Annotated in this window: 5 protein-coding genes, 2 tRNA genes, 2 rRNA genes and 1 other RNA gene (1 of these 10 cut by a window edge); all 10 read left to right on the forward strand. The window is 46.7% G+C overall.

Annotation, left to right across the window (positions count from 1 at the left end; translation table 11 throughout):
• Positions 1–74 precede the first annotated feature (74 nt).
• Positions 75–339: signal recognition particle sRNA large type (gene ffs / locus NYE20_RS00125), an RNA gene on the forward strand.
• Positions 340–468: 129 nt separating this feature from the next.
• On the forward strand, positions 469–2160 hold the full coding sequence (gene dnaX, locus NYE20_RS00130) for a DNA polymerase III subunit gamma/tau (RefSeq protein WP_015253021.1): 1692 nt from the start codon (positions 469–471) through the stop codon (positions 2158–2160).
• 23 nt (positions 2161–2183) lie between these two features.
• On the forward strand, positions 2184–2507 hold the full coding sequence (locus tag NYE20_RS00135) for a YbaB/EbfC family nucleoid-associated protein (RefSeq protein WP_003225427.1): 324 nt from the start codon (positions 2184–2186) through the stop codon (positions 2505–2507).
• Between the two features lie 14 nt (positions 2508–2521).
• Complete coding sequence (gene recR, locus NYE20_RS00140; RefSeq protein WP_003225425.1) at positions 2522–3118, forward strand: recombination protein RecR; 597 nt, start codon at positions 2522–2524, stop codon at positions 3116–3118.
• Between the two features lie 17 nt (positions 3119–3135).
• Positions 3136–3360, forward strand: a complete 225-nt coding sequence (locus tag NYE20_RS00145; protein WP_003242387.1) for a YaaL family protein — start codon at positions 3136–3138, stop codon at positions 3358–3360.
• A gap of 66 nt (positions 3361–3426) precedes the next feature.
• Positions 3427–3690, forward strand: a complete 264-nt coding sequence (bofA, locus tag NYE20_RS00150; protein ID WP_003225421.1) for a sigma-K factor-processing regulator BofA — start codon at positions 3427–3429, stop codon at positions 3688–3690.
• A 308-nt stretch (positions 3691–3998) separates the two neighbouring features.
• Positions 3999–5548, forward strand: a 16S ribosomal RNA gene (locus NYE20_RS00155).
• Positions 5549–5650: 102 nt separating this feature from the next.
• Positions 5651–5727 (forward strand) — tRNA-Ile (locus NYE20_RS00160).
• 11 nt (positions 5728–5738) lie between these two features.
• A tRNA-Ala gene (locus NYE20_RS00165) sits at positions 5739–5814 on the forward strand.
• An 81-nt stretch (positions 5815–5895) separates the two neighbouring features.
• Positions 5896–6628, forward strand: a 23S ribosomal RNA gene (locus NYE20_RS00170); it runs 2195 nt beyond the window's last position.
• Together the 16S and 23S rRNA genes with 2 tRNA genes alongside form the textbook arrangement of a ribosomal RNA operon.

Raw genomic sequence — 6628 nt, forward strand, 5'->3', positions numbered from 1 at the left:
CAATTTTTAGGGGAAACAGATATACTTAAGTGTGCATCGTAATAGATGCAACATAAAATTTGATATTTATTTTGCCGTGCTAAGCGGGGAGGTAGCGGTGCCCTGTACCTGCAATCCGCTCTAGCAGGGCCGAATCCCTTCTCGAGGTTCGTTTACTTTAAGGCCTGCCTTAAGTAAGTGGTGTTGACGTTTGGGTCCTGCGCAATGGGAATTCATGAACCATGTCAGGTCCGGAAGGAAGCAGCATTAAGTGAAACCTCTCATGTGCCGCAGGGTTGCCTGGGCCGAGCTAACTGCTTAAGTAACGCTTAGGGTAGCGAATCGACAGAAGGTGCACGGTAAATCAATCATCAAATTTTCAGACTCACCTAACATTAGGTGAGTTTTTTGTTATGTAAAAAGAGCTTTTGGAATCGAAACAAGGTTCATGTATAATGGGAATGATGAATAACGGAGGAGGGCAAACCCGTGAGTTACCAAGCTTTATATCGAGTATTCAGGCCTCAGCGCTTTGAAGATGTGGTCGGACAAGAACACATTACAAAAACGCTGCAAAATGCCCTTTTGCAAAAAAAGTTTTCTCACGCCTATCTGTTTTCCGGGCCAAGAGGAACCGGAAAAACCAGTGCAGCCAAAATATTTGCTAAGGCTGTCAACTGTGAACATGCTCCTGTTGATGAGCCATGCAACGAATGTGCGGCCTGTAAAGGGATAACAAACGGGTCAATATCCGATGTCATAGAAATTGACGCCGCTTCTAATAACGGTGTTGATGAGATTCGTGACATTCGCGATAAAGTGAAGTTTGCCCCATCGGCCGTCACATATAAGGTATATATCATAGATGAGGTGCATATGCTTTCTATCGGCGCTTTTAATGCATTACTAAAAACATTAGAAGAGCCGCCTGAGCATTGTATCTTCATATTAGCAACAACTGAACCGCACAAAATTCCTTTAACCATTATCTCTAGATGTCAGCGTTTTGACTTTAAACGAATTACCTCCCAAGCGATTGTAGGCCGCATGAATAAAATTGTTGATGCTGAACAGCTGCAAGTGGAGGAAGGATCGCTGGATATCATCGCGAGTGCTGCAGACGGAGGGATGAGGGATGCCCTGAGCCTTCTTGATCAGGCCATATCATTCAGCGGCGATATCCTGAAAGTCGAAGATGCGCTTTTAATTACGGGTGCTGTTTCTCAATTATATATCGGGAAGCTTGCACAATCCCTGCATGATAAAAACGTTTCTGACGCACTGGAAACATTAAATGAATTGCTTCAGCAAGGAAAAGATCCAGCTAAGCTGATAGAAGATATGATTTTCTATTTCAGGGACATGTTGCTGTACAAAACAGCCCCTGGCTTAGAGGGAGTGCTTGAGAAAGTAAAAGTCGATGAAACGTTCCGGGAACTAAGTGAACAAATTCCGGCTCAGGCCCTATATGAAATGATTGATATTCTAAACAAGAGCCATCAGGAAATGAAATGGACAAATCATCCGCGTATCTTTTTCGAAGTGGCCGTTGTGAAGATTTGCCAAACCTCACATCAATCTGCTGCTGATCTCCCGGAAGTGGATATGCTGATGAAAAAAATCCAGCAGCTCGAACAGGAAGTAGAGCGGCTCAAAACAACGGGCATAAAAGCAGCTGCGGAAAGCCCGAAAAAAGAAGCGCCGCGTGTGCCAAAGGGCGGGAAATCCAATTACAAAGCGCCAGTAGGCAGAATTCATGAGATTTTGAAGGAAGCCACAAGACCGGATCTTGATCTGCTCAGAAACAGTTGGGGCAAGCTTCTTGCTCATCTCAAACAGCAAAACAAAGTATCACATGCCGCTTTGCTGAATGACAGTGAACCTGTGGCTGCCGGATCGGCGGCATTTGTTCTGAAATTCAAATATGAAATTCATTGTAAAATGGTCGCTGAGGATAACAACGGAGTCCGGACTAATCTTGAACAGATTTTAGAATCGATGCTCGGAAAAAGAATGGATTTGATTGGCGTTCCAGAAGCACAATGGGGTAAAATAAGAGAAGAATTTTTAGAAGATCATCAGCAGGAAAATGAAGGATCAAATGTACCGGCTGAAGAAGACCCGCTTATTGCCGAAGCGAAAAAGCTTGTTGGAGCGGATTTAATTGAAATAAAAGACTAACAAAATGAAAGAGAGTGAATGCTATGCGTGGCGGAATGGGTAATATGCAAAAAATGATGAAACAAATGCAAAAAATGCAAAAGGACATGGCGAAGGCTCAAGAAGAGCTTGCAGAAAAGGTTGTTGAAGGAACTGCAGGCGGCGGTATGGTAACAGTAAAAGCAAACGGCCAAAAAGAAATCCTGGATGTTATCATCAAAGAAGAAGTCGTTGATCCTGAAGATATTGATATGCTTCAAGATTTAGTGCTTGCTGCAACGAATGAAGCTTTGAAAAAAGTTGACGAAATCACAAATGAAACAATGGGTCAATTTACAAAGGGAATGAACATGCCAGGTTTATTCTAGGGGGATAAAAGAACATGCAATATCCTGAACCAATATCAAAGCTGATTGACAGCTTTATGAAATTGCCAGGGATCGGACCGAAAACAGCGGTTCGTCTGGCTTTTTTTGTTCTAGGTATGAAAGAAGATGTAGTATTAGATTTTGCGAAAGCATTAGTAAATGCGAAACGCAACCTGACATATTGTTCAGTTTGCGGGCATATTACAGATCAGGACCCTTGCTATATATGTGAAGATACGCGCAGGGATAAGTCTGTTATCTGTGTTGTGCAAGACCCTAAAGACGTTATCGCTATGGAGAAAATGAAGGAATACAACGGACAGTATCACGTTCTTCACGGCGCTATTTCTCCAATGGACGGCATCGGACCGGAGGATATTAAAATACCAGAATTGTTAAAACGATTACAGGATGATCAAGTGACAGAAGTGATCCTCGCGACAAACCCTAATATAGAAGGGGAAGCAACAGCGATGTATATATCAAGGCTCCTCAAGCCGTCTGGTATTAAGCTCTCCCGTATTGCCCACGGACTGCCCGTCGGCGGTGATTTGGAATATGCTGATGAGGTCACTCTTTCTAAAGCACTTGAAGGAAGACGTGAATTGTAAGGAGGAAAAAGCGATCCATGGGTTTTCTTCGCAAGAAAACATTAAGAAGAGAGTTTGATGAAAAACTAACCGAGCAGCTTTTTAAGCAAAAGGAAGAGTGGAACAGGCAAAAAAAGCTGGTTGAAAAAAGCTTAGAACCGTCTGCTGAAGTGTTATACGAACTGAAAGTAGCTGAAGCGAAGTATTTTTTTTACTTAAGGGAAGCGAAGCAGCGAAATTTAAAAATCAGCCGGTGGAAGTAAGTGGTCTAAACTCCTGGATCTTCTCATAAGCTTGTACTAGAACAAGCGAAGGAGATGAGAAGATTCATGGAGCCTATTTTTATTATTGGGATTATTTTAGGACTGGTTATTCTTCTTTTTTTATCAGGTTCAGCTGCGAAGCCTTTAAAGTGGATTGGCATCACAGCTGTTAAATTTGTGGCGGGTGCTTTGCTGCTGGTTTGTGTAAATATGTTTGGCGGCAGTCTTGGCATTCACGTGCCGATTAATCTGGTTACAACAGCTATCAGCGGAATTTTAGGGATACCCGGAATAGCTGCGTTAGTCGTCATTAAGCAATTTATCATTTAATTGATATTATGTATTGACTTAGACAACTGAAGATGTTATTCTAATATACGTCGCTGATGACGAACAGCTTTTTTGAAAAGAGAATGCTAAAAAGTTGTTGACAGTAGCGGCGGTAAATGTTATGATAATAAAGTCGCTTAAACGAGCGGTAAACAAAGTTCTTTGAAAACTAAACAAGACAAAACGTACCTGTTAATTCATTTTTATAAATCGCACAGCGATGTGCGTAGTCAGTCAAACTAGGGCCTGCACGACGCAGGTCACACAGGTGTCGCCGCAGGAAGCGGTGGACTTAACCTGTGATCCATTTATCGGAGAGTTTGATCCTGGCTCAGGACGAACGCTGGCGGCGTGCCTAATACATGCAAGTCGAGCGGACAGATGGGAGCTTGCTCCCTGATGTTAGCGGCGGACGGGTGAGTAACACGTGGGTAACCTGCCTGTAAGACTGGGATAACTCCGGGAAACCGGGGCTAATACCGGATGGTTGTTTGAACCGCATGGTTCAAACATAAAAGGTGGCTTCGGCTACCACTTACAGATGGACCCGCGGCGCATTAGCTAGTTGGTGAGGTAACGGCTCACCAAGGCAACGATGCGTAGCCGACCTGAGAGGGTGATCGGCCACACTGGGACTGAGACACGGCCCAGACTCCTACGGGAGGCAGCAGTAGGGAATCTTCCGCAATGGACGAAAGTCTGACGGAGCAACGCCGCGTGAGTGATGAAGGTTTTCGGATCGTAAAGCTCTGTTGTTAGGGAAGAACAAGTACCGTTCGAATAGGGCGGTACCTTGACGGTACCTAACCAGAAAGCCACGGCTAACTACGTGCCAGCAGCCGCGGTAATACGTAGGTGGCAAGCGTTGTCCGGAATTATTGGGCGTAAAGGGCTCGCAGGCGGTTTCTTAAGTCTGATGTGAAAGCCCCCGGCTCAACCGGGGAGGGTCATTGGAAACTGGGGAACTTGAGTGCAGAAGAGGAGAGTGGAATTCCACGTGTAGCGGTGAAATGCGTAGAGATGTGGAGGAACACCAGTGGCGAAGGCGACTCTCTGGTCTGTAACTGACGCTGAGGAGCGAAAGCGTGGGGAGCGAACAGGATTAGATACCCTGGTAGTCCACGCCGTAAACGATGAGTGCTAAGTGTTAGGGGGTTTCCGCCCCTTAGTGCTGCAGCTAACGCATTAAGCACTCCGCCTGGGGAGTACGGTCGCAAGACTGAAACTCAAAGGAATTGACGGGGGCCCGCACAAGCGGTGGAGCATGTGGTTTAATTCGAAGCAACGCGAAGAACCTTACCAGGTCTTGACATCCTCTGACAATCCTAGAGATAGGACGTCCCCTTCGGGGGCAGAGTGACAGGTGGTGCATGGTTGTCGTCAGCTCGTGTCGTGAGATGTTGGGTTAAGTCCCGCAACGAGCGCAACCCTTGATCTTAGTTGCCAGCATTCAGTTGGGCACTCTAAGGTGACTGCCGGTGACAAACCGGAGGAAGGTGGGGATGACGTCAAATCATCATGCCCCTTATGACCTGGGCTACACACGTGCTACAATGGACAGAACAAAGGGCAGCGAAACCGCGAGGTTAAGCCAATCCCACAAATCTGTTCTCAGTTCGGATCGCAGTCTGCAACTCGACTGCGTGAAGCTGGAATCGCTAGTAATCGCGGATCAGCATGCCGCGGTGAATACGTTCCCGGGCCTTGTACACACCGCCCGTCACACCACGAGAGTTTGTAACACCCGAAGTCGGTGAGGTAACCTTTTAGGAGCCAGCCGCCGAAGGTGGGACAGATGATTGGGGTGAAGTCGTAACAAGGTAGCCGTATCGGAAGGTGCGGCTGGATCACCTCCTTTCTAAGGATATTTTACGGAATATAAGACCTTGGGTCTTATAAACAGAACGTTCCCTGTCTTGTTTAGTTTTGAAGGAACTTTGTTCCTTGAATAAGTTAAGATGGGCCTGTAGCTCAGCTGGTTAGAGCGCACGCCTGATAAGCGTGAGGTCGGTGGTTCGAGTCCACTCAGGCCCACCATCTTATATAACGGGGCCTTAGCTCAGCTGGGAGAGCGCCTGCTTTGCACGCAGGAGGTCAGCGGTTCGATCCCGCTAGGCTCCACCAACGTGTTCTTTGAAAACTAGATAACAGTAGACATCACATTCAATTAGTAACACAAGATATCACATAGTGATTCTTTTTAACGGTTAAGTTAGAAAGGGCGCACGGTGGATGCCTTGGCACTAGGAGCCGATGAAGGACGGGACGAACACCGATATGCTTCGGGGAGCTGTAAGCAAGCTTTGATCCGGAGATTTCCGAATGGGGAAACCCACCACTCGTAATGGAGTGGTATCCATATCTGAATTCATAGGATATGAGAAGGCAGACCCGGGGAACTGAAACATCTAAGTACCCGGAGGAAGAGAAAGCAAATGCGATTCCCTGAGTAGCGGCGAGCGAAACGGGATTAGCCCAAACCAAGAGGCTTGCCTCTTGGGGTTGTAGGACACTCTGTACGGAGTTACAAAAGAACGAGGTAGATGAAGAGGTCTGGAAAGGCCCGCCATAGGAGGTAACAGCCCTGTAGTCAAAACTTCGTTCTCTCCTGAGTGGATCCTGAGTACGGCGGAACACGTGAAATTCCGTCGGAATCCGGGAGGACCATCTCCCAAGGCTAAATACTCCCTAGTGACCGATAGTGAACCAGTACCGTGAGGGAAAGGTGAAAAGCACCCCGGAAGGGGAGTGAAAGAGATCCTGAAACCGTGTGCCTACAAGTAGTCAGAGCCCGTTAACGGGTGATGGCGTGCCTTTTGTAGAATGAACCGGCGAGTTACGATCCCGTGCAAGGTTAAGCAGAAGATGCGGAGCCGCAGCGAAAGCGAGTCTGAATAGGGCGCATGAGTACGTGGTCGTAGACCCGAAACCAGGTGAT

It is taken from the genome of Bacillus sp. FSL R5-0416 (assembly GCF_037975425.1).
Classification (GTDB): domain Bacteria; phylum Bacillota; class Bacilli; order Bacillales; family Bacillaceae; genus Bacillus; species Bacillus subtilis.